Consider the following 24,111-nt stretch of genomic DNA (forward strand, 5'->3'; position numbering starts at 1 on the left):
TGTTGATTTTTAACTTTCCATTACTTTTTTCCGGTCAGCCACTGATTCTGCAGTTTCTGTTCTGCCGGAGTCGGATTTGCTTTATACTGCAATGTTTCTATCGTCATTTTATCTAAAATAGCTTTTCCTTTAAGATCCATCTTATCGGTTTTACCACCATTTTTTCTGAGAATAGTAACGGTAACATTCTGTCCTTCTTTAATTGTTTTGGTATACCCTATAAACTCCTGCATCTTCTGAATATCAATTGTTTTCCCATCCAGGGCAACAATTTCGTCAGTGATCTTAAATCCTACACTCTTTGCAAAAGGAGATAATGCGGAGCTTTCGTCAAATACAAAAGTATTATTTTTATCATTATACCCTGTTTGGTTTGGATCTTTGATGAACCAGAAAAGGGGAGGTGTGTCCTGCTTTTTGGCTTCTACACCTACCATATTCAGATATTCGGCATACGGTGTCGGTTGGTTTCCTGCGATATATTTATTGTAGAATTCCTTTACCTGCGGATAGCCGGTTACTGTTACCAATTCATCAATCAGCTTGTCATCCTTGAAAGGTTTGTTCTCTCCGAATCTCTGGGACAGCTTTCTGATCATATCACGATAGCCCATCTCTCCGTTAGATAGTTTTCTCAGCTCAATATCAAGGCACATAGCAAGCAATGCACCTTTTTCATAAACGTTTCTGTACTGATCTTTATATTCATCTTTCAGAACATTTTTACTCATCACCGTAAAGGGCATCGTATCGTCATAATTCTTTGAATTGGTGATCTTTTCATTGATTCTCTGAAGAAATTCGTCTTTGTTGATCAGGCCTTCCTGAATCTGGAAAAGATTGGCAAAATACTCTGTTCCTCCTTCATACATCCATAAGTGCTGGGACATTTTAGGGTCAGCGTAATCAAAATAATGGATCTCTTCAGAATGTGTTTTCAAAGGATTTACGGTATGGAAAAACTCATGGGAAACGACATCTGTAATCGTTTTGTCGATCGCTTCCTTCGGCATCATTTCAGGAAGCACAACACTGGTTGACTCGTGATGTTCCAATGCCCCGAAACCTTTAATCTGCGGTCCGTCGCCACCCGAAAGATAAAGCATGATCGCATATTTTTTATTGGTATTCATATCACCCAGGAATTTCTTCTGGGCCAGTACCATTTTTTCAAGATTATCTTTAAAGTCTGCCGCCTTATACTTTCCGGTAGGGGAATAAACGCCCAGTACCAGATCCATTCCTCCCGCATTGAAGGTAATATAATCCGGTTTCGTGTACATCAGCGGAGAATCTGTCACTTTTGCATAATTGGCCAGTGTAAACGTATCTGTAGCATCAGACTTATCCTGATCCACCAAAGCTGTTGTTCCATAGAAGCCCGCAGGTTTCTGAACGATCAGCTGATACGGAACATCCTGCATATTGTCGATATACCCAATAAAGCCATGAGTATTGATCATATATATTTTTCCTTCCTCGATATCTGTTCCTGACGGGGAAAACACAGCCTTATGCTTTGAACTGTCCATTTCATCATCAAAGCTGTCATTAACCAGATAGGTTACTTTGCTTAATGCCTGCGCATTTTTTAATGAATACGTATTGTCATTAACTTTGGTATACGTTAATTCACGTCCTTTGTTATCATAAAATTTGATCCCTTCCACGAATCTGCCGTAATCATCTACAGAATATGTACCGGGAACGGTTTTTGGGAAATGAAACTTGATATCTCCGGATTTCATTTTCGGAAATTCCATGGTAACGGCTACCTTGTCGTCTTTTACATTTACAAGATCAATCGTTGTTTTTATAGACTGGGCATTGGCCAAAAAAGCGGCGAAAAGACCCAGGCTGATTGCTGTTTTTCTCATTAGGTTTAAATCTTTATAGTTAAATAGTAGTTTATTTGATCATTTTGTTACGGCGTGCAGTATTAAACTTTTCTTAAAATTTTAAAAGAACTTTACTGTTTTTGGAAATCTGCAGAAAAGTTCCATAGCTGAAATAAAAAAGGCAACCCCGTACTGTAACGATTTTGCCTTTAGTCTCTTTTATATTTACTGAACCTGATTATAATGGATATAATAGTTCTTGTTAAATTCTACCGGTGTAGTCTTTTTAAGTTTTACCGTCTGCCAGTTTTCGGTGGGATTGATGGTCTGGTCACCGTTAATGATTATGGGTAGTTTAAGATCCTTAACCACATCCGTATACCGGAATTTTAAGGAATCACCGTTTTGCGAATATTCAAGACTAGGAATTTTTACTGTTCTTAAATATTGATTGAAGATACTTGAAAGATCAATTCCTGATTTTGATGACATATAATCTTCTATCTGTTTTGTAGTAACCGTCTGATGATAGAAGTCTTTGCCCAGACCTCTTAAGATCTGCCTGAATTTCTCATCATTGTTGATCACCTGCCGTATAGTATGAAGCATATTGGCTCCTTTCGGATACATATCGCCGCTTCCTTCTTCTCTTACTCCATATTGCCCGATAATAGGGATGTCATTCTTGATCCCTTTTCTGATTCCCTGAACATAGGTCTCTGCAGATTTCTTGTCCATATACTTTTCAGTAAAAAGAGTTTCGGAATAATTGGTAAAACTTTCATGTATCCACATATCTGCCTGATCCTTTGCTGTGATATTATTAGCAAACCACTCATGACCGCTTTCATGAATAATAATAAAATCAAAATTTAAACCGACTCCTGTTCCTGAAGTGTCCCGCCCCAGGTAACCGTTCTGATATTTGTTTCCGTAAGCAATACTACTTTGGTGCTCCATCCCTAAATGAGGAGATTCTACCAGCTTGTAAGAATCTTCATAGAATGGATATGGACCAAACCAATATTCAAATGCAGAGAGCATTGGTTTTACCTGCTGAAACTGCTTTTTTGCTTTTTCCAGATTGTAGTCCAATACCCAGTAATCAAGATCAAGCTTTCCTTTCTCACCATTAAATGTATCTTTAAAATTGACATACTTGCCAATATTCGGAATAATAGAATAGGCATTGATCGGATTTTTCACTTCCCAGGTATAAGCTGTTTTACCGCCTTCCGCTTTTTTGCTGATCAGTTTTCCGTTTCCTACACCTACAAGCTCATTCGGGGTAATGATCTTCATAACGATACCGTTGTCCGGTTCATCACTCCAGATATCTTTTGTCGGAAGCCATATGGAGGCTCCGATTCCTTCATCGGCAGCAGTGATCCATGGATTTCCTTTTTCGTCTTCAGTAAAAATCCAGCCTCCGTCCCAAGGCGCATTTTTTGCAATCGTAGGTTTTCCGGAATAGGCTACATCAATAGTATATTTTTCCCCTTTTTTGAATTTCTTTTTGGCTGTCACGAAAATAAAATCACCATCCTGCTTATAGCTGGCAATTGGGAAATTACCTTCCACTTTATCTGCTTTCATCGGCTTCTGCAAATCGATTTGGAAAACAGGGTTGGTAATATCTTTGGTGATCTCAAAACTGATCTTATTATACCCTTTAATGCTTTTCTGTGCAAAATCCGGTTCTACGGAAAGATCATATTTTTTGACATCCCAGAAATTCCTGAACTGAGTGTCAGAGCCTTTCAATGTATCTTGTTTGGTGAAGACTTTATCTTTTTCAAAGAACTGCCCGAAAACCAGTCCCGAAGCAAATAAAAGTGTATACGTCAACTTTTTCATTTAAAATCAAATTAAATTCTATCAAAAATAGAAAAATTAACGGCATAATGGAATGCATAAGAGAAAAAATATAAAATGGGCTGTATGAAGAATAGAATAGCGGCATAAAAAAAAGCCCGGTTAAAACCGGGCTCAGGTATAATAACAATAAAGTTTTATCAATGATTTTGCAATAAGTATCTTAATCCGTATTATTCCTGCACTGCCGGAAGATTTGCTGCATTCTTCTGTACTTTTTTGTAAGTGAAGGAACACATTACGATACTGAATTCATACAGAATAAGCAGTGGAAAAGCAGCCATCAGCATACTTAAAACATCTGCCGGTGTAATAATAGCAGCAACGACCATGATCAGAACAATAGCATGGCGGCGATAGGTTTTCATAAACATGGGAGTCAGAATTCCTATACTTGTAAGGAAGTAGATGAGGATAGGGAACAGGAAAATAACTCCCATACCTAAAATCACCTGTAAAAACAGGGTGGTGTAATCACTTAAGTCGTACAGCGGTATGATAATATCGGAGATCTTAAAAATAACCCCGAAATTCACGGCGAACGGAAGAATCAGGAAATAACCGCATAAAACTCCTGTCATAAACAGGATCCATACCGCATTGATGATAAAAATAGAATTCTTTCTTTCTTTAGGATGAAGGGCAGGACCGATAAATCTCCACAGCTCCCATACAATATAAGGAAAAGCACCTATCAGACCTCCGAAAACAGAAACAGCCATCATCACATTGAACTGCTGATAAAGCCGCTGTACACGAACCGGAAAATCTTTTGGAAGATGAATACTATCTTCCCCTAAAAGCATTCTTGAAAAATGGTTAACTATCCTGAAAGTTGGAAAATCATTTCGGGTTGGACCAAAAAAGATATGGTCCATAATCCAGTTGATATTGAATCCTACAGCCACAGCAACAATTATAATAGCGATAATTGAGCGGACAAGGTGGCCTCTTAATTCTCCAATATGTCCCAAAAAGGACATTTCTTTTTTTTCGTCCATATACTAAGTCTCTCTAAAATAGCAAACCGGTAAAAGGCAAGCCGTTTAAGTCTGCGAAATTATGAAATAATAATCAGTATTTAGAATTATTGAATGTGATTTTGTCTAAGTTTATAAGAGAATACCTTCATTTAATCTTCAGAAAAAAACAGACGGTATTTTGTAGATACCGTCTGATGATTTATTGTGGTCAATGAAAAATGATTTTAAATAGAATTAATTGATCCCTTCATCAAGTAATGTATGAAGATCAATGATTCCGAAATATTTTCCGTTTTCTGTGACAATGAGCTGGCCGATATTGTTTTCTTTCAAGATTTTCATAGCTTCCTTGGCCAGAATATCTCTTTCAATGGTTTTAGGATGGGCAGACATGATGTCTTTTGCCTGAATTTTGCTGATATCGTCACCTTTCATCAGCATTCTTCTCAGATCCCCGTCGGTGATTACGCCAATGATCTTTTCGTCCTGTGTCACCACTGTAATTCCATGACTCGATGCACTGATTGAAATAATAACATCCCTTACCGGTGCATTTTCCTCAACCTGCGGCTTCTGAGGAGATAAGAACTGATCTACTTTTGAAACAAGATTTTTGCCTAAGCTTCCTCCCGGGTGGAATTTAGCAAAATCATTCTCCCTGAAATCATTCAGCTCCATCAAAGCAACAGCCATAGCATCTCCAAGTGCCATCTGAATCGTGGTAGAGCTCGTAGGTGCCAGTTTATTAGGACAGGCTTCCACATCTACGTGAGTATCCAGAACAATTTCGGAGAATTCAGCGAGTTTACTGTTTTTGTTTCCTGTCATCCCGATTAAGGCAGAAGAATAATCTCTTAAATAAGGAACAAGATTAGCTATTTCAGGTGAATTTCCGGAATTTGAAATGCATAAAACCACATCCTGCTTCTGGATCACTCCAAGATCTCCGTGAATCGCTTCCGAGGCATGGAGAAACTGTGACGGAGTGCCCGTAGAATTTAACGTAGCAACAATTTTATTACCTACATGGGCAGATTTCCCGATTCCCACAACAATTAATTTCCCTTTTGCCGAATGAATAATCTCCACTGCTCTGGCAAAATCTTCACCTATCCTGTTCTTTAATTTTTCAAGTTCTGAAATTTCTATCTCTAAAGTGCTCTTTGCAATTGAAATAAGATCGGCTCTTTTCATTTTATAATTTTAAGGTATACAAAAAATCCATTGAAAAACGTTATATTTAAAAAAGAATATTTAATATAAGTTTTATTTTTATAAATTCGTTCGCTTTTATTTTAAGCAGAATTTTTATAACTTTGGATTGGATGCAAATTTAGCAATAGAAAATTAGATGAACGCAAAAAAAGCCAATTTATCAGGCGAATTGAAAAAGTATTTCGGGTTTTCTACATTTAAAGGCCAGCAGGAACAAATTATAGAAAACCTACTTAGTGGGAAGGATATATTTGTTTTAATGCCGACAGGAGGAGGTAAATCATTATGTTACCAGCTTCCGGCACTTATTTCAGAAGGTACGGCAATAGTAGTTTCGCCCTTAATAGCGTTAATGAAGAATCAGGTAGATGCGGTAAACGGCCTTTCGTCTGATGACGGGGTAGCGCACGTTTTAAATTCATCATTAAATAAGACACAGACAAAACAGGTTTTTGATGACATCAAGGGCGGCAAAACCAAGCTTTTGTATGTAGCTCCGGAATCGTTGATCAAAGACGATTATCTGGATTTTCTTAAAGAAGTTAAGATTTCTTTCGTAGCTATTGATGAAGCACACTGTATTTCAGAATGGGGCCATGATTTCAGGCCGGAATACAGGAATCTAAAATCAATTATTGACAGGATTGCGGAGGTTCCGGTGATTGCTTTAACAGCTACCGCGACACCAAAAGTTCAGGATGACATCCAGAAAACTTTAGGGATGAGCGATGCGCTGGTTTTTAAAGAAAGCTTCAACCGTCCGAACCTGTATTATGAAGTACGTCCGAAAGTTAATGTAGATAAGGAAATTGTAAGATTTATCAATCAACATAAAGGGAAGTCAGGAATTGTTTACTGTTTAAGCAGGAGAAAAGTTGAAGAATTTGCCCAGCTGCTGCAGGTAAACGGTATCAATGCGCTTCCTTACCATGCAGGTCTCGACCAGAAAGTAAGAGTAGCCAATCAGGATAAATTTCTCATGGAGGAAGTAGATGTTATTGTTGCTACAATAGCCTTCGGAATGGGAATCGACAAGCCGGATGTGCGTTTTGTGATCCATTATGATTTCCCTAAGTCACTGGAAAGCTATTATCAGGAAACAGGCAGAGCGGGACGAGACGGTGGCGAAGGTCATTGTCTGGCATTTTATGATCCTAAGGACATTGAGAAACTGGAGAAATTTCTCGCCCAAAAGCCTGTTTCTGAAAGAGAAATCGGGTTGCAGCTTTTAAATGAAGTGGTGGGTTACGCTGAAACTTCAATGAGTAGAAGACAATACATTCTTTATTATTTCGGGGAAAATTTTGATCCTGTGAAGGGAGATGGTGCCAATATGTGTGACAATTCCTCTAACCCGCCGAAATTAAAAGAAGCAACATCAGATCTGAATAAAGTTTTGACCCTTATTAAAGATACAGGAGAGAAATTCAAGTCTAAAGATCTGATCTCAGTGATTGTCGGAAAAGAAAATGCGGTTACGAAATCATATAAGTTGGAGCAGACTTCTCACTTTGGTTTTGGGAAAAATGAAAAAGACAATTACTGGAAGACCATTTTAAGACAGGCTACGGTTCAGGGCTTTCTGCAAAAAGATATTGAAACCTACGGTGTTTTGAAGATGTCTGATAAGGCAAAAAAATTCTTAGAAAAACAATCTAAAGAACCATTCTTAATTGCGGAAGACAGGGAATTTGACCTTTCACAAACCAAAGCGGAGAGCGAACAGGTACAAATGCAGGCCAGTACAGGCCTGGATCAGAATCTCTTCGGCCAGCTAAAAGATCTGAGGAAAAAAGTAGCCAAAAAACATGGAATTCCGCCTTATACGGTTTTCATGGATCCAAGTCTTGAGGATATGACCGTTCAGTACCCTGTTTCATTGGATGAAATTGTGAAAGTTTATGGAGTAGGAGAAGGAAAAGCCAAAAAATATGGTAAAGAATTCGCAGACTTCATTAAAGCTTACGTTGAAGAGAACAATATTGAACGTACCCAGGATATGATTTTGAAACAGGTGGCCAACAAATCCAGCCACAAAGTTTTCATTATCCAGAGTACCGATAAAAAAATCGATCTCGAAGATATTGCAAGGGCGAAGAACCTTTCCATGAATGAACTTTTAAAAGAAATGGAAAGTATTGTCTATCAGGGGACAAAACTGAATATCGACTATTATATTGAAGATAATTTTGATGAAGATATCGTAGACGGCTTCATGGAATTCATGACTGAATCTGAAAGCGACAGCATGAAAGTGCTTCTCGACGAATTCGGTGATGAACTTTCTGATGAGGAAGTAAGAATGCTGAGGATAAAATTCATCAGTGATGTAGCGAATTAAGAAATTCAATGTATTTAACGACATAAAGCTCTTCTTTGGAAGGGCTTTTTTAAGCTAATAACTAATGTTTATTAACTTTTATGAAATGTTCCGAATACCAATATTTGAAACTTAATAAAACTTTTTACTAACTTTAACTGATGAAAAAAATATCTGTCATATTTATTCTGCCGGATTTGGAAACTGGTGGTGCAGAAAGGATTGTTACCACCATAGCGAATCATCTTTCCAGAGACCGGTTTGAACCCAAAATCCTATTGCTTCGCAAACAGGGCGGATATCTTAATTTTCTTAGAAAAGATGTTGAAATTATAGACATCAACACTGAAAGAATCAGACATTCTTTGAAGCCTATTTTAGGTGAGATTTACCGCAGGAAACCGGATATCGTGTTTTCGGGTTTTGGAGAGGTAAATGCTTATCTGGCCTTATTCATTAAGCTTTTCCCAAGGACGAAGTTCATTGCCAGGGAAACGAATGTGGTAACACAGCATGTAACGCGGAAAGAAATTAAATTCTTCTATAACTTTTACAATAACTACCAGAGGATCATTGCCCAAAGTGATGATATGATGCATGATCTTGTAGATAACTTTAATATTAAGAAAAAGAAAATTGTAAAAATAAACAACCCTGTCGATTTTGATTTTATCAATGAAAAGCTGGGAACTTCTGCCAAACCGGAAAGTTTTAAATACAATTATAAAAACGTGGTGGCCATAGGAAACTTATCGGCCAGAAAAGGTTTTGACAACCTGCTGAAAGTGTTTTCAAGACTTAAGAACGAAAATATTATGCTTCATATCCTGGGTGATGGTAAGGATAAAGATGTACTTTTCCAGATGAAGGATTTTCTGGGGCTGAAAAATGTTATTTTTCATGGCAGACAGGATAATCCTTACCAGTATTTAAAATATGCAGATCTCTTCATTCTCTCTTCAAGGTATGAAGGGTTCCCGAATGTTCTTTTGGAAGCAGGGGCCTGCGGAACTTATTCTTTGGCCAATAACTGTCCGGGAGGCATCAATGAGATTATCCAGCATCAGGTGAACGGAGAAGTTTCGAATATTGAAAACTATGAAGATTTTTCTCAGAAAATAATGAAAGTTTTACAGGGAAATTATAACCGTGACGGGATAAAAAATTCTATAAGGTCAAGGTTTTCAAAGGATATTATTCTGGATAAATATGAGAAGGTGTTACTGGATCTGATGAAGAAATAATTGCTGAATTTGCGTTATTGATCCATATTTTTTTACATTTGACCTTCATTAATTTTATTTAAAATCAATATTCATCAATGAATAAAATTCCCAAAATTGGATGTGCTTGTGAAAAACCTACTTCGGACTATACTGAATACAGAAGTTCTGAATTAGGCATAGACCATACCAACGGAAGATATGCAGAAGTAACGATTCAACAGTGCAAACTTTGTCAAAGAATATGGATTCGCTATTTTGTTGAATTTGAACATTATTCTAAGTCTGGAAGATGGTACAAAGGAATCGTTTCGAAAAAAGACCGTTCACAAATAACCCCTGAAAATGCCGTTGACTATTTGGAAAATCTTGAATGGTATGTGTATGGAGGTTCGTTTTTTGAAAGTACCGGAACATTTGGCCAAGGAAAACTGAACGTAGATGCATGAGTTCTGCTAAAAGTAAGAACAAGCATAAAAATTAGTTTGCTGAAAACCTTAGAAAAACGTTCTGTTATTAGCATCATATTCCAATAATTGTATGGATAAATGCCGATAGATAATAATTATTTTTTTTAAATGCCAAAATCATACATAAACTTGACAAAACTCACTTGGGGGTGTGGCAATTAATCAGTAAATTTGTGAGAATTAAGAAAGATAATAATAAACAAATTCATACAATAACATGAGTCAATTCGATGTTACCGTAATAGGTTCCGGTCCTGGAGGTTATGTAGCTGCTATCCGTGCGGCACAGTTAGGTTTCAAAACAGCAATTATTGAAAAATATTCAACTTTAGGCGGAACTTGTCTTAACGTTGGATGTATTCCGTCAAAAGCGCTTTTAGACAGCTCTGAGCATTTCGAAAACGCGAAGCACAACTTCGCAGGCCACGGAATAATTATCAATGAGCCACAAGCTGATATCGCAAGAATGATCGAGCGTAAGAACGAAGTGGTAAAACAGAATACAGATGGAATCAACTACCTGATGAGCAAAAACAAAATCACTGTTTTTGAAGGATTGGGAAGCTTCGAATCTGCTACTCAGATCAAAGTAACGAAAAACGACGGTTCTTCTGAAACCATCGAATCTAAATATACTATTATTGCAACCGGTTCCAAGCCGTCTTCTTTACCTTTCATCTCTATTGATAAAGAAAGAGTGATCACTTCTACGGAAGCCTTAAACCTTAAAGAAATTCCTAAGCACCTGGTAGTAATTGGTGGAGGAGTTATCGGTCTTGAATTAGGTTCTGTATACTTAAGATTAGGCGCTCAGGTAACTGTTGTTGAATTCATGGATAAAATTATTCCAGGAATGGACGGTGCTTTAAGCAAGGAACTGACTAAAGTTCTTAAGAAACAGGGAATGAAGTTTATGCTTTCTACAGCTGTTTCTGCTGTTGAAAGAAACGGAGATACCGTAAAGATCACCGCTAAAGACAAAAAGGGAGAAGAAGTAACGGTAGAAGGAGATTATTGTTTAGTATCTGTAGGAAGAAGACCTTACACAGACGGTCTTGCTCTTGAAAAAGCACGTGTGGAACTTGACGAAAGAGGAAGAGTAAAAACAAACGATCACTTACAGACTAACGTTGCCAACATCTATGCGATCGGTGACGTGATCAAAGGAGCAATGCTTGCTCACAAAGCGGAAGAAGAAGGAGTTTTGGTCGCTGAAATCTTAGCAGGCCAGAAACCTCACATCAATTACAACCTGATCCCTGGTGTTGTGTACACATGGCCTGAAGTTGCCGGAGTTGGTAAAACTGAAGAGCAGCTGAAAGAAGAAGGAGTAGCTTACAAAGTAGGTTCTTTCCCAATGAGAGCGTTAGGTAGAAGCCGTGCAAGTGGTGACATCGACGGTCTTGTAAAGATTATTGCAGATGAGAAAACTGACGAAGTTTTAGGAATGCACATCATCGGAGCAAGAGCTGCAGACCTTATTGCTGAAGGGGTAATTGCTATGGAATTCCGTGCAAGTGCTGAAGATATTGCAAGAAGTTCTCATGCCCATCCAACCTATGCTGAAGCTATTAAAGAAGCGGCATTGGATGCAACAGGGAAGAGACCTATTCATATGTAATTTTTGATTGAAAGATTAAAAATTCAAATATTTAAAATTAAAGAGAAGCATTTGCTTCTCTTTTTTTGTGGACTGAAAATTATATTTCGATAACAGGATAAAACAGGAAAACAGGATACAATAGTTTAAAATCTTCAATTTTCCGTACCTTTGTGGCTAATTTATATTCAATGCAACTCGGAAAAACCCAGACTTTAAAAATTTCAGAAAAAAACTATTCAGGATGGATCCTGGCGGACGAATCAGGTGAGAAAGCTTTCTTGCCTAAAGTTTTCACCAGCGATGAAAAAGAAATTGGTGATGATGTTGAAGTTTTTATTTATCAGGATGACGGCAAATTAAAAGCAACCACTGAAATTCCATTGGCTGAAGTAGGAGAATATGCCGTAATGAGCTGTGTGCAGAGTCTTCCGAGTGGAGCGTTTATGGACTGGGGAATTATTAAAGATCTTTTTATTCCTTACAAACAGCAGAAATCCAAGATTATTGAAGGAAAAAGATATCTGGTATATTTGTACGTGGATGAAGACCTTGATCTGATTACCGGAACTACAAAATTCAAAAGAAATCCACAGTACCAAGACCTTCCCTTCGAAAAAGGGGAAAAGGTAGACCTTCTGATGATGAATGAAAGCGAGCTGGGCTGGAATGTGGTAATCAATAAAAAATATATCGGTCTTGTTTACGCATCAGATGTATTCAAAAAGCTGTATCCTTTATCGGAAGAAAGCGGCTATATCAAAGCTATCCGTGAAGACGGTAAAATTGATGTTTCCCTTCAGCCGGAAGGCTTCGAGAATATAGATGAGTTCAAACAAAAGATCCTTGACAAGCTGGAAGAAAACTACGGACTTCTCTATTTGTCAGATAAATCTTCTCCTGAAGAAATTAAAGACGAACTTCAGATGAGTAAAAAGAACTTTAAAAAAGCGCTCGGCGGACTTTATAAAGATAAGATCGTCGATATTTCAGAAGATAAAATAAAATTATTGTAATATATATCAAAACGGACAGAATTTTCTGTCCGTTTTTGTATTTAAACCCTATTCTCTTACCAAAGGTTATCCGCGTACGTTATTCCTTTAACTTTCCGCTGGCAAAGCAAAGTGTATTTGTACTGCCACGCTGAAGGGAATGCCTTTGCTTTCCTTATTATAAATCCTTGAAGATTTACTTTATCCCTTTGTGATAAAATAAAATTGTTTTCAAAATTTTAAAATGCATGCTATTATTGATAGCCTGAATTTAAAAACATGATGTAAATCATGACAAATTTGTTTAATTATTTTGTTTAACAATTTTGTCAAAAAAAGAATTTGATTTACATTTGCACAAAATTGTTTAACAATAATGTCAAATCAAGCAAAAAAAGACCAAACACAGGAATTAATCAAAGAGACAGCGAAGAATTTATTCTTTGTGAAAGGGAAGTTTGATGCTACTACCCAGGAGATCGCAGACGAAGCCGGAGTGAACAGAACACTAATTAATTATTATTTCCGCTCAAGGGATAATCTGATCCAGATTATTTTTGATGAGGCTCAGCGGGTGGAACAGGAGAAATCTAAGATTATTCAAAATGCAGATCTTCCTTTTAAAATAAAGATCAGCAAGTTTATAGAAGGAAGCCTTTCCACCAGCCTTCAGTATCCCTATCTGGAAACATACATCGTTTCACAGATCAATAAGGGGAATTGCCATCAGAGAGAGATTGAAGAAGATGTACTGGAAACCCTTTATAAGGATATCGAAAAAGAGATGGAACTGGGTAATATTGAAAAAATGGCTCCCGTTCAGTTTATTCTGAATATGGTTTCGTTACTCGTCTTTCCAAGTGCCATAAGACCGTTGTTTATGGAGAATCTGATGATCAGCGATGAAGAATATGATAAAATTATTTCGGAAAGAAAAGAGATCATTATTAACATGCTTTTCAAAAATTAAAAAAATGTTAAAGTATTTTATGAAATGATTCGTCCTTTAGAAATAAAAAACATTGACAAGAAAACTACATTAAAAAAATAAACGAAGTATAAAATTATGAAAAGAAAACGTATAACTGCTAAAAAGCTAAAAATTGGGATAGCTGCAGCATTTATGATTTTCGGCTTTTCATCAGTATCAGCCCAGCAGCAGGTTTCTCTACAGGAAGCTATCAAGCAGGCATTGCAAAATAAGGCAGAAGCCAAAAAAGCAGCATTACAGATCAAAAAAGCTGAATATAAAATTGATGAGGCCAGGGCCGGTGCTTTACCTCAGATAAGTGCTACCGCAGGGCTAACTTATAATCCGGTTATTCAGGAATCTTTGCTTGAATTTGGCGGTGAGAGAATCAGAGCGCAGCTGGGACAGCCATGGAGCTCAACAGCTTCTGTACAGTTACAGCAGGCAATATTTGATCAGCGAGTTTTTACCGGTCTTAAAGCGGCGAAATCTACAAGAGAATTCTATGTTTTAAATGCTCAGTTGACGAACGAACAAATCATTGAAAATGTAGCAACAGCTTATTATCAGGTTTTTGTTCAGGAAGAGAACCTTAAAACGGTTGAAGCCAGCTATGCCAATACGGAAAAAACGAGAAATGTAATCAAGAGTCTGGTTGATAATGGATTGGCAAAAGCTATCGATTTAGATCGTACCAACGTTCAGTTGACCAATATTGGCTCAAACAAGCAGACATTAATCAACTCGGTAGAACTTTCAAAAAATGCTTTGAAGTTTTACATGGGAATTCCGATTTCTACAGATATTGAGCTTGAAGAGAAAACAATTGAGCCAAGACCTGAATTGATAGCAAGCAATGTAAACCTTGATGACCGTACAGAAATCAAAGTTTTAAATAAAAACAGAGAACTTCTGCAGTTTAACAAAAAAGCTACGGAAGCTTATTTATATCCCACAGTGAATTTGGTTGCCAATTACGGCTGGGGCGGTCAGGGAGCAAAATTTCCTCTTACAAACGGATTGAATAACGGAGTCCTCTGGAGTGATTATTCAGCCATTGGTTTAAATGTGAATATTCCTATTTTCACAGGAGGAGCTACCAAAGCCAAAATCAATCAGGCAGAAATTGATATCCAGGATTTAGATTTAGATATCCAAAATACTCAGCTGAGCTTAAGTTTGGATTATAAAAATGCCATTACCAATATGGAAAATGCATTGATCAATATCGAAAGTATGAAAGATAATGTAGGATTGGCAGAAAGAGTTCAGAAAAATACGCAGGCCAACTACCAGTATGGTCTGGCAACGCTTACAGAGGTTTTAGATGCTGAAAATGCTCTTACCCAGGCGAAACAGAACTATGCCAATGCTTTATTGGATTACAAACAGGCGGAAATAAAACTAATCAAGGCTAAAGGAGAATTAAACACACTACAAAACCCGTAATAAACTATGAAAAAAACCTTAATATATATCATCGTCGCAGCAGTACTTATAGGTTTAGCCGCATATAAAATCGCTGATAATAAGAAGAAACAGGAAACAGAAGTAAGAGAAGTTGCTAAACAGGTTGATAAAATCAACGTAAATGTTGTTACTGTTGCAAGAGAAAATATCAATACAGATTATAGTGCAAACGGAACTTTCATTCCAAAGCAGGAAATGAATCAGTCTTCCGAAATCGCCGGACGTATCGTAAGTGTTCTGGTAAGAGAAGGATCAAGAGTTTCTGCAGGACAGACTTTGGCCGTGATCAAAAAAGACGCGATCGAGGTGGATGTTTCTCAGGCTCAGAATAATTTACAAAATGCAATTATTGATAACCAACGTTACGAAAATGCCTTCAAAACCGGAGGAGTTACCAAACAGCAGGTTGATAACTCAAGACTGCAGCTGAAAAATGCACAGGCAGCCGTAAGAGCGCAGGGAGTAAGAGTAAATGATACCAGCATCCGTGCAGGGATCAGCGGAACGATCAATAAAAAGATGGTAGAGCCCGGAACAGTGGTTTCCGTAGGAACTTCCATGTTTGAAATCGTTAATATCAACAGCCTTAAACTTTCTGTATTGGTAGACGAAAGCCAGGTTGGAAGAATCCAGTTGGGTCAGGAAGTTCCAATTAATGTAAATGTTTTACCTGGAGAATCTTTCAGCGGAAGAATTACCTTCATTGCTCCTAAAAGTGATGCTTCTTTAAATTTCCCGGTTGAAATTGAAGTTCAGAACAGAGGAAACCTAAAAGCAGGTATGTATGCAACGGCCTTATTCAAAACCAATCATGGTGCTGAAACTCAGAATATGCTGACCGTTCCTGCACAAGCCTTCGCAAACGGAGTAAGTTCAGGACAGATATTTATCGTTCAGAACGGAACGGCTAAACTGATCAAAGTACAAACCGGAAAAGTATACGGTGATAAAGTTCAGATCTTAAGCGGACTGAATGGCGGCGAACAGGTAATTACCAGCGGACAGATCAACCTTGATAACGGTTCGAAAATCAATATCGTAAAGTAACAGAAGATGAAGTTAGCAGAAATATCCATTAAAAGGCCGTCCCTTGTTATCGTATTGTTTACGATACTTACACTGGGTGGTTTATTAAGTTACTCCATGATGGGGTACGAGTTGATTCCGAAGTTTGAAACCAATATGGTAACCATTTCTACGGTATATCCGGGAGCTTCGCCTGCAGAGGTGGAAACTTCGGTAACCCGAAAAATTGAAGATGCCGTGGGTTCCCTGGAAAACGTAAAAAAAGTAGAATCTTCATCTTACGAAAGTTTATCGGTTATTATGGTTCAGCTGAATACCGGTGCCGATGTAAACTATGCTTTGAATGATGCACAGAGAAAGGTAAATGCTATTTTGGCAGATCTTCCGGAGGATGCAGACCCTCCTTCTTTGCAAAAGTTCTCACTGGATGATCTCCCGATCATGACTTTGAGTATTTCCAGCGACAAGCTGAATAGTAAAGATCTTTACGACCTTTTAGATAAAAAAATAGAGCCTATTTTCTCCCGTGTAAACGGTGTGGCTCAGGTTGACCTTGTAGGTGGCCAGGAGAGAGAGATTCAGGTCAACTTAGATGAAAAGAAAATGCAGGGATATGGTATTGCCATCGCAGATGTGCAGCAGGCCATTCTTTCCTCCAATCTGGATTTCCCGACCGGAGCTTTGAAGACCAGAACTTCAAGATCTACGATCAGGCTTTCCGGAAAGTATAAAAGTGTAGATGAGATGAATAACCTTGTGGTTTCCAATAAAAACGGAGCTCAGGTTCGTTTGTCTGATATTGCAACCGTTTTCGATACACAAAAAGATGTAGAGAAAGTGGCAAGATACAACCAGAATTCAACGATTTTACTTCAGGTTAAAAAACAGTCTGATGCCAATGCGGTTTCCGTTTCAGAAGCTATTCAGAAAACAATTGCTGATGTTCAGAACAACTATAAAACTCAGGGCATTAAAATCAATATTGTAGATGATACTACAGACTTTACGCTTGAAGCTGCAGACCACGTAATCTTCGATTTATTCCTAGCGATTATCCTGGTAGCGGTAGTAATGTTATTGTTCCTTCATAACATAAGAAACGCATTCATCGTAATGGTTTCTATCCCGATGTCATTGATTGCAACGGTAATTGGGATGTATCTGATGGGCTATACCTTAAACCTGATGAGTTTATTAGGACTTTCATTGGTAGTTGGTATCCTTGTGGATGATGCGATTGTAGTTTTGGAGAACGTTTACCGTCACATGGAGATGGGGAAAAGCAGAATTCGTGCAGCGTACGACGGAGCTTCAGAAATTGGGTTTACGGTAACAGCTATTACCTTGGTAATTGTGGTGGTATTCTTACCGATCGCGATGAGTTCAGGTTTGGTTTCTGATATCCTGACGCAGTTCTGCGTAACGGTGGTTATTGCAACATTATTTTCATTACTAGCGTCATTTACCATCATTCCTTGGTTATCTTCAAGATATGGTAAACTGGTGCATTTGACAGGTAAAAATCCTTTTGAGAAATTCATTCTTTGGTTTGAAAAGCAATTGGAAAAATTCACTCACTGGATTACAGGGATTCTGGAATGGGCATTAAAAACAACATTAAGAAGAATTATGACAGTGATTGTAACTTTCATTATCCTGATTTCTTCATTCATGCTGGTGGCTTTCGGATTTATCGGTGGTGAATTCTTCCCTAAAATGGATAGAGGACAGTTTCTTGTTCAGATGGAGCTGCCAAAAGATGCTTCCGTAGAAAAGACCAACCAGCTGACATTGGAGGTTGAAAGATACCTTAGAAATGATAAAGATGTTGTAGATATGATCACCACAGTTGGTCAGCAGTCATCAGGATTTGGTGGAGCGCAGGCCACCTTGTATCAGTCAGAGATCCAGGTGATTCTGGTCGATAAATCTGAACGTAATGAAAGTACAGATATTAAGTCTGCAAAAATCAAGAGAGCGTTAGAAGAAAAATTCACGGGAGTTGAATTTAAAACGGCACCGATCGGATTAATGGGAGCGGATAATGCACCAATTGAAATGGTAGTAACGGCTCAGGATAATGAAACGGCAAACAAAGAAGCGAACAGAATCCTTGAATTGCTTAAAAAGGTTCCCGGTTCTGTAGATGCAGAATTATCAACCGACTCTGGAAATCCGGAGGTTCAGGTGAATATCGACAGAGATAAAATGGCATCTTTAGGCTTAAATCTTTCCAGTGTAGGACAAACGATGCAGACTGCATTCAATGGAAATACAGACGGAAAATTCAGAGCCGGAGAATATGAATATGATATCAACATCCGTTTTGGTGATGCCAACAGACAGTCGATTGATGATGTAAGAAACCTGATGTTTACGAATCCTCAGGGTGAGCAGATCAGGCTGAGTCAGTTTGCAGATGTAAAAATGGGTTCCGGACCGAGTTTATTGGAACGTAGAGATAAATCGCCTTCAGTAAAGGTGAAATCTAAAGTGGTAGGTCGTCCTGTAGGAGATGTTGCCAACGAATGGGCGGCTCAGTTTATGGAGAATGAAAAGACCAAACCGGCAGGAGTAAGCTATATCTGGAGTGGTGATATGGAAAACCAGACCGAAGGTTTCGGTACCTTAGGAATTGCATTGATGGCTGCTATCGTATTGGTTTACCTGGTAATGGTTTCATTATATGACTCATTTGTATATCCGTTCGTGGTATTATTCTCCATTCCTCTGGCATTGATCGGGGTAATGATTATTCTTGCCATCACCGCAAATTCATTAAACATCTTTACGATGCTGGGGATGATTATGTTGATTGGTTTGGTAGCCAAGAATGCGATTATGATTGTCGACTTTGCCAATATGAGAAAAGCAGCAGGAGCAAGTACGCATGACGCTTTGATTCAGGCGAACCACGCACGTCTTCGTCCGATCCTGATGACAACAATTGCGATGATCTTCGGTATGATCCCGATTGCGATTGCAAAAGGAGCAGGAGCAGAGATGAATAACGGATTAGCCTGGGTAATTATCGGTGGTTTGACATCATCATTATTCCTGACGCTGATCATTGTACCGGTGGTTTATTCATTATTTGATTCAATTCTGAGAAGAATGGGTAAACATGAAAAAGTAGACTACGAGACTGAAATGAAAGCTGACTATGTACACAAAGAACTGAGTGAAGACGGATTTACTCCTAAACACATAGACTAAAATATTTAACCTTAATTAACCTAAAAGCGCACCAGATTTCTGATGCGCTTTTTAATTTTACAATACAGATCTATAATCATATTAACCTGAATTCGGGATAAGGATTAAATTAAACGTAAGGATAGACAAAGCTTTAATTCATTAGATTTTTTAAGATAGACGGAGCCGTTTCACTTATTGGTAAGCAATATAGGGGAATATATTGGTCTTACTTTGCTGAATGAAATGCCCTTGTCTCCTTATTAATATGTCAAAAATCTACTTTGTTTGCCTTGCGAGAAAAATCCACTTTCTTTCAGGTATTTTCTTGTTCCGGACTCAGGTTATATTATACTGTTTGTTTTATCTTTTGTTTTTCCATTTGTTCATTTCCCCATATCCGTAAATAGTCAATAAAAGGAATGAGCTGCTGGCCCACATCGGTCAAAGAATATTCTACCTTTGGGGGAACTTCATGATATACTTTTCTGTTGATCAGGCTGTCATCTTCCAGTTCACGCAAAGTCTGGGTAAGCATTTTCGGGGTGATATCGGAGAGCGTTTTTCGTAATTCGCCGTAGCGCATGATCGTCTTTACATGCAGATACCACAGTATTCTTCCTTTGTATTTTCCGCCAATTCTCTTAAATGCATAGTCTACAGGGCAGGAAGGTTCGTCATTCAGATATTTTTTCATGATTTTATTAAAATTAATACTTTGATAATCAGTAATAGTATGTTTTTAGTGTGTAGCGTACAAAAAAGTGCATACTTGTCTGTAATATAGCATTAATTTACTTTTGTTTTGACCTTAAAGGAAAAAATATAATGAAAACAATTATTTTAAATGAAGCCGGAGGCGTTGATAAGCTCCAGTTAACTGATACGGTAAAGCCGCAAATAAAAAATAATGAAGTATTGGTACAGGTAAAAGCAATAAGTATCAATCCGGTTGATGTAAATGCCAGAGCGTATGATGATGTTCTCAATTGGATATATGGTGATCTAAGACCGGTAGTTTTAGGCTGGGATATTGCAGGTGAAGTGAGTGAAATAGGACAGGAAGTAACCGATTTTAAAATTGGAGACCGGGTTTTTGGAATGATAAACTTTTTCGGGGACGGAAAAGCCTATGCAGAATATACAGCTGCTCCTGAAAGTCATCTGGCACTGATTCCTGAACATCATACATTTGAAGAGGCAGCAGCAGCTACTTTAGCGGCAGTAACAGCTTATCAGGCCTTAGTGGATGTTGCTAAAATCAAAAAAAATGACAGAGTTCTGATTCATGCTGCATCAGGAGGAGTTGGGCATTTTGCGGTACAAATCGCTAAATATTTTGGAGCTTATGTGATAGGAACTTCCTCCGCAAATAATAAGGAATTTGTTCTGTCTATCGGAGCGGATGAGCATATTGATTATACCCAAAAAGACAGTCTTGATATTGCTGATGACATCGATATTGTTATTGATACCATTCAGGGAGAAACACTGCTGAAATCAGTTGATGTGGTGCGTCCCGGAGGTATTATTGTAACCTTACCTTCACCTGAAATTTCCCAAAATATCCAGGATAAAGCGGAAAAGCAGAATGTTAATCTTGAATTTATGATGGTAGCTTCTAAAAAAGAAACAATTGAGGCCATTGCTGACTTACTTGGAAATAAATCCCTGATTCCCCATATCCATCGAATTTTTTCTTTTGAGGAAATGGCTAACGCTCATTTGGAACTCGAAACAAAAAGGGTAGTAGGTAAAATAGTGGTAACCTTATAAACAGAAAGTATCTTTTCCGTGTTTCGGATTTTCAATTAATTAAAAAGGCATTAGATTTCTGATGCGCTTTTTGTTTTAAATACAACCCTATTTTCCTGAAAATAAAAAAGCTTCCGGATAACCGAAAGCTTGTATTTATTTTATGTGGCAGATTAATCTGCCATTACCTCACCAGACTTTCTGTAGATGAAGTTTCCATAAATGTGTCTTCTTGCAAAACGGCTCGGTGAATCGGAATTAACCATTTTGATGTATGTATTTCTCGGAACTCCAATATATTCGTACATCATTCCGTTCAGATGCTGAATTTTTAAAACCGCTTTCTCCAGATAAAAATCCTGGATATTAGATTTTGTAATGGTTTCAGTATATTCTTCTTTATATTTCTCCTGTGTTTCTTCGTTAATGCTTACCAAAAAATGGTAGGCTTCAATCACAGATTTGCTTTTTTCCTCTGCTTCCAGCTTTCCAGCTTCGTCATTGGCAAATTTATCAGGATGCGTATCTTTCATTGTATTCCTGTAAATGGTCTTTAATTCCTTTAAAGTAACGGTTTTATCAACTTCAAGAAGCTTTCTGTATTCGCCTAATTTTTTCATAACTGTAGAATCCTTATTTCGGGGTGCAAAATTAAGGTTTTTAATTGAGAAAAACGTAAGTTATTCAGTATTAATTTATTTGGAGTATTTGCTAGATTTTCATCTTTGTTTCTTTACTCAGCTCTTTAATATGCTTATTTATAAAAGCTTCTTTATCCTTTTTTACTTCTTTTAACATCAGTTTCTGGTCTTCCGGAATGTCAGAATATTTTTCGGCCCATAGATTAACTTCAATCAGGACAGGGAGTAGATCAATACCTTTTTGGGTGAGTTTGTATAATACTTTAGCTTTACTTTCCGGATGGTCCAGTTTGATGATGAGCTTGTTTTCTTCCAGCATGAGAAGGCGGGAAGCCAGAATATTGGTGGCTATTTTTTCTTCGGATTTTAAGAAATCTCCATAAGTGCACTGTTTGGCATACAGAAGGTCTCTGATAATAAGCAATGACCATTTGTCTCCCCATATATCCAGTGAGCAGCTGATAGGACAATCTGATCTCTTTTTTGAAGTTGACATAAGATAAATTTAATAATTAAAAAAAATAACTTGCATTTTAAAAGTTATTGTATAAATTTGTACTTGTAAAATGCAAGCGAATTTAACAAATTAATTTTACAATACAATGAAAAATACTCTTTTTAACTCTTACAGTAATATCCATTTAGATCGAAACAATCGGACTTTGAGGGTTCTGATAATAAGAAGAGCAGATCGTCTGACAAAAAGAGGGGTTTCATTTTAAATAGAGTATCATGGAATTAAAAGGAAAAACAATTCTGATAACAGGAGGAGCTTCAGGAATAGGGCTGGAAGCAGCGAAGCAGTTTTTAAAAATAGGTGCGAAGGTTATTATTACAGGCAGAAGTAAGGATAAACTTGACGCTGCAAAAAAACAGTTTCCAAATCTCACTGCCATCCAAAGTGATGTATCTGTTGCTGAAGATGCTAAACTACTTTTTGATAAAGTCTCAGAAATGGGTGGGATTGATATTTTGTACAACAATGCCGGCGTTGGTGCGGCGCCCATCAATCTGGGAATTCCCACCGAAAAACATATCGAAAATGCTGTATACGAAATGGAAGTTAATTATTTAGGGGTAATACGTTTAAATAATCTTTTTCTGGAGATGCTGAAATCAAGAAAAGAAAGTGCTATTATCAATACCACTTCCATCCTGAGGTATGTACCGTCACTTCTTGAAGCTACCTATTCGGCTTCTAAAACGGCGCTGGCATTTTACACCCAATCACTCAGAGAACATTTACGGATTATCGATAGCAAAATCAGGATATTTGAATTACTTCCTCCGGTTGTGGATACGGAAATGACTGCCGCAAGGAAAGATAAGAAAATGACACCGGAAGAACTCGTAAAAGGTTTGATTTTAGGATTACAGAAAGATCAATATACAATTCGGATAGGTGATACAAAACTGGTTTATTTTCTGCACAGATTTTTTCCTAAATTCACATTTGGTTTAGTAAACCCCAAGAGGTCAGAACAATACCTTAAACCATAAACAAACTCAAATTATGAAATCATACGGTATCAATCGTTATAAAAAAGACAGTGCGCTTCAACTTATAGATCTGCCTGAACCCGTTGTCAAAGAAAATGAGGTTTTAGTTCAGATTTATGCAGCAAGTGTTAATCTTCTGGATTCTAAAATAAAAAGCGGTGAATTTAAACTCATTTTACCTTATAAAATGCCGTTGATTTTAGGTCATGATGTGGCAGGAGTCATCACAAAAGTAGGTTCAAAAGTAAAAAGCTTTAAAGTAGGGGATGAGATTTATGCAAGGGCAGCAGATTTCCATATAGGAACTTTTGCGGAATTTATTTCTATTAATGAAAAGGATGTGGCTTTAAAGCCTAAAAACCTGACAATGGAAGAGGCGGCCTCAATTCCTTTGGTGGGTTTAACGGCTTGGCAGGCTTTGGTTAAAAAATCTAATGTTCAGGCCGGTCAGAAAGTTTTTATTCAGGCCGGGTCCGGTGGTGTTGGAACTTTTGCTATACAGCTGGCAAAATATTTAGGGGCAACGGTTGCTACTACTGCCAGCGAAAAAAGTTTTGAACTTTTGAAGAGCCTTGGCGCAGACGTACTGATCGATTATAAAACACAGAATTTTGAAGATATTCTGATTGATTATGACGTTGTACTGAACAGTCAGGACAGCAAAACCCTGGAAAAATCATTCAATATCCTGAAATCAAAAGGAAAAATCATTTCAATTTCCGGTCCGCCAACACCTGCATTTGCAGATGAATTTAACCTGCCTTGGTATATAAAATTGGTGACAAAATTGTTGAGCCGTAAAATCAGAAAAAAAGCGGATAAGCAAAATATTAATTATTCTTTTCTCTTTATGAAAGCTGATGGAAAGCAATTAGCAGAAATTACAAAATTGATAGAAGCAGGAGAAATAAAACCTGTCATCGACAAAGTTTTTTCGTTCGAAAATACTAATGAAGCAGTGAAATATGTAGAAAGTGGCCATGCAAAAGGAAAAGTAGTCATAAAGATGCTATAATTTTTTTGACCAAAACAAAA

Annotated in this window: 19 protein-coding genes; 12 read left to right on the forward strand and 7 right to left on the reverse strand. The window is 37.5% G+C overall.

Features of this window, described 5'->3' with window-relative positions; genetic code table 11:
- Positions 1-20 precede the first annotated feature (20 nt).
- From ACMGDK_RS01145 to ACMGDK_RS01160, 4 genes are all read right to left on the reverse strand, one after another.
- Positions 21-1,877: a M61 family metallopeptidase gene (locus ACMGDK_RS01145; RefSeq protein ID WP_436806230.1), complete on the reverse strand. Its 1,857-nt coding sequence runs from the start codon at positions 1,875-1,877 to the stop codon at positions 21-23.
- Positions 1,878-2,063: 186 nt separating this feature from the next.
- Complete coding sequence (locus tag ACMGDK_RS01150) at positions 2,064-3,695, reverse strand: M1 family metallopeptidase (protein WP_436806231.1); 1,632 nt, start codon at positions 3,693-3,695, stop codon at positions 2,064-2,066.
- A gap of 191 nt (positions 3,696-3,886) precedes the next feature.
- Positions 3,887-4,714, reverse strand: a complete 828-nt coding sequence (gene tatC / locus ACMGDK_RS01155) for a twin-arginine translocase subunit TatC (RefSeq protein WP_436806232.1) — start codon at positions 4,712-4,714, stop codon at positions 3,887-3,889.
- Between the two features lie 216 nt (positions 4,715-4,930).
- Positions 4,931-5,890: a KpsF/GutQ family sugar-phosphate isomerase gene (locus tag ACMGDK_RS01160; RefSeq protein WP_436806233.1), complete on the reverse strand. Its 960-nt coding sequence runs from the start codon at positions 5,888-5,890 to the stop codon at positions 4,931-4,933.
- 157 nt (positions 5,891-6,047) lie between these two features.
- Between ACMGDK_RS01160 and recQ the strand changes: the two genes are divergently transcribed.
- The 9 genes from recQ (at position 6,048) to ACMGDK_RS01205 (ending at position 19,201) form a co-directional block, all read left to right on the forward strand.
- Positions 6,048-8,252, forward strand: coding sequence for a DNA helicase RecQ (recQ, locus tag ACMGDK_RS01165; RefSeq protein ID WP_436806234.1), 2,205 nt, complete (start codon positions 6,048-6,050; stop codon positions 8,250-8,252).
- A 140-nt stretch (positions 8,253-8,392) separates the two neighbouring features.
- On the forward strand, positions 8,393-9,475 hold the full coding sequence (locus tag ACMGDK_RS01170; RefSeq protein WP_436806235.1) for a glycosyltransferase: 1,083 nt from the start codon (positions 8,393-8,395) through the stop codon (positions 9,473-9,475).
- 77 nt (positions 9,476-9,552) lie between these two features.
- On the forward strand, positions 9,553-9,903 hold the full coding sequence (locus tag ACMGDK_RS01175; protein WP_436806236.1) for a hypothetical protein: 351 nt from the start codon (positions 9,553-9,555) through the stop codon (positions 9,901-9,903).
- A 238-nt stretch (positions 9,904-10,141) separates the two neighbouring features.
- The gene (lpdA, locus tag ACMGDK_RS01180; RefSeq protein ID WP_436806237.1) at positions 10,142-11,545 is read left to right on the forward strand and encodes a dihydrolipoyl dehydrogenase; all 1,404 of its coding nucleotides are present in this window, start codon (positions 10,142-10,144) and stop codon (positions 11,543-11,545) included.
- Between the two features lie 170 nt (positions 11,546-11,715).
- A complete protein-coding gene (locus ACMGDK_RS01185) occupies positions 11,716-12,540 on the forward strand; it encodes a CvfB family protein (protein WP_436806238.1) in 825 nt (274 codons plus the stop codon).
- A 355-nt stretch (positions 12,541-12,895) separates the two neighbouring features.
- Positions 12,896-13,489 (forward strand): TetR/AcrR family transcriptional regulator, encoded by a 594-nt coding sequence (locus ACMGDK_RS01190; protein ID WP_436806239.1) that lies wholly within the window; start codon positions 12,896-12,898, stop codon positions 13,487-13,489.
- 96 nt (positions 13,490-13,585) lie between these two features.
- On the forward strand, positions 13,586-14,938 hold the full coding sequence (locus tag ACMGDK_RS01195; protein WP_436806240.1) for a TolC family protein: 1,353 nt from the start codon (positions 13,586-13,588) through the stop codon (positions 14,936-14,938).
- A gap of 6 nt (positions 14,939-14,944) precedes the next feature.
- Positions 14,945-16,006, forward strand: coding sequence for an efflux RND transporter periplasmic adaptor subunit (locus ACMGDK_RS01200; RefSeq protein ID WP_436806241.1), 1,062 nt, complete (start codon positions 14,945-14,947; stop codon positions 16,004-16,006).
- Between the two features lie 6 nt (positions 16,007-16,012).
- Entirely contained in the window at positions 16,013-19,201 is a 3,189-nt protein-coding gene (locus tag ACMGDK_RS01205) for an efflux RND transporter permease subunit (RefSeq protein ID WP_436806242.1), read from the forward strand.
- 328 nt (positions 19,202-19,529) lie between these two features.
- Here the strand turns inward: ACMGDK_RS01205 and ACMGDK_RS01210 are convergent, their stop codons facing one another.
- The gene (locus ACMGDK_RS01210; RefSeq protein WP_436806243.1) at positions 19,530-19,877 is read right to left on the reverse strand and encodes a winged helix-turn-helix transcriptional regulator; all 348 of its coding nucleotides are present in this window, start codon (positions 19,875-19,877) and stop codon (positions 19,530-19,532) included.
- Positions 19,878-20,008: 131 nt separating this feature from the next.
- Between ACMGDK_RS01210 and ACMGDK_RS01215 the strand changes: the two genes are divergently transcribed.
- On the forward strand, positions 20,009-20,956 hold the full coding sequence (locus tag ACMGDK_RS01215) for an NADP-dependent oxidoreductase (protein WP_436806244.1): 948 nt from the start codon (positions 20,009-20,011) through the stop codon (positions 20,954-20,956).
- A 152-nt stretch (positions 20,957-21,108) separates the two neighbouring features.
- On the opposite strand, the gene ACMGDK_RS01220 is transcribed toward ACMGDK_RS01215, so the two are convergent.
- Positions 21,109-21,555 (reverse strand): KTSC domain-containing protein, encoded by a 447-nt coding sequence (locus ACMGDK_RS01220; RefSeq protein WP_436806245.1) that lies wholly within the window; start codon positions 21,553-21,555, stop codon positions 21,109-21,111.
- A 91-nt stretch (positions 21,556-21,646) separates the two neighbouring features.
- The gene (locus ACMGDK_RS01225) at positions 21,647-22,072 is read right to left on the reverse strand and encodes a winged helix-turn-helix transcriptional regulator (RefSeq protein WP_436806246.1); all 426 of its coding nucleotides are present in this window, start codon (positions 22,070-22,072) and stop codon (positions 21,647-21,649) included.
- A 236-nt stretch (positions 22,073-22,308) separates the two neighbouring features.
- Here ACMGDK_RS01225 and ACMGDK_RS01230 point away from each other — a divergent pair, with 236 nt between their 5' ends.
- Positions 22,309-23,076 (forward strand): SDR family oxidoreductase, encoded by a 768-nt coding sequence (locus ACMGDK_RS01230; RefSeq protein ID WP_436806247.1) that lies wholly within the window; start codon positions 22,309-22,311, stop codon positions 23,074-23,076.
- Between the two features lie 13 nt (positions 23,077-23,089).
- Positions 23,090-24,091, forward strand: a complete 1,002-nt coding sequence (locus tag ACMGDK_RS01235; protein ID WP_436806248.1) for an NADP-dependent oxidoreductase — start codon at positions 23,090-23,092, stop codon at positions 24,089-24,091.
- The last annotated feature ends 20 nt before the right edge of the window (positions 24,092-24,111 follow it).

It is taken from the genome of Chryseobacterium hilariae (assembly GCF_051400735.1).
In the GTDB taxonomy this organism is placed as follows: Bacteria; Bacteroidota; Bacteroidia; order Flavobacteriales; family Weeksellaceae; genus Chryseobacterium.